Below are 729 nucleotides of genomic sequence, written 5' to 3' on the forward strand. Positions count from 1 at the left end.
CTTCCGGAGCCGGACTCGGGCGCTGCCGGCACCGAGTGGCAGACGGCCCGGGCGCTGGAGCGTGCGGGCGTCGACGTGTGCACGGTCTGGGCCAGCGACATGCGGCGGCGGCGGCTGCGCCACTGGAACCTGCACTACCTGCTCGAGCTGCCGCTCACCTACCGCGCGGCCCTGCGGGCCCACCTTCGCCAGGGCAGGTTCGACGTGGTGCACGTCAACCAGTCTCACGGTTACCTGGCCGCCCGTGAGCTTCGCCTGCGCGCACCAGACGCGGTCTTCGTGCATCGGTCGCACGGTTTCGAAGGCCGTTACGAGGATGACCTGACGACATGGAGGCGAGCCCATGCTGCGCCGCAGCCGCCACCAGTGCGCGTCGCCCGTGCGCTGATGCGAGCCGCCCTCTCGCGCAGCAACCGCATGATCGCCCGCCATGCCCATGGCCACATCGTGAGCGCTTCGCAGTGTGCGGCCTACCTCACACGCCACCACGGTGTTGCCGCTGAGCGCATCGCGGTGATCCCCCAGGCCGCCCCGCCGGCCTTCCAGGAAGCCTGCCCCGAGCCGATGGATATCGGCCGCCGCCTGAAGCTGCTTTACGTGGGCCGCTTCGAATTTGTGAAGGCGCCGTTCTTCGTGGCGCAGGTGGCCCAGCAGGTGCTGCAGGCGCGGCCCCAGGCCAGCTTCACCTGGGTCTGTGAGGGGCGTAACCATGCTGCCGCGCGTGGGCTG

Annotated in this window: 1 protein-coding gene; it reads left to right on the forward strand. The window is 70.4% G+C overall.

The window, feature by feature from the left end; all coding sequences use genetic code 11:
- Positions 1–729 (forward strand): glycosyltransferase family 4 protein (locus ACLNEE_RS16805; RefSeq protein WP_412007441.1); only part of this gene is annotated, 729 nt, incomplete at both ends.

Source organism: Aphanothece stagnina RSMan2012 (assembly GCF_046764815.1).
In the GTDB taxonomy this organism is placed as follows: domain Bacteria; phylum Cyanobacteriota; class Cyanobacteriia; order PCC-6307; family Cyanobiaceae; genus NIES-981.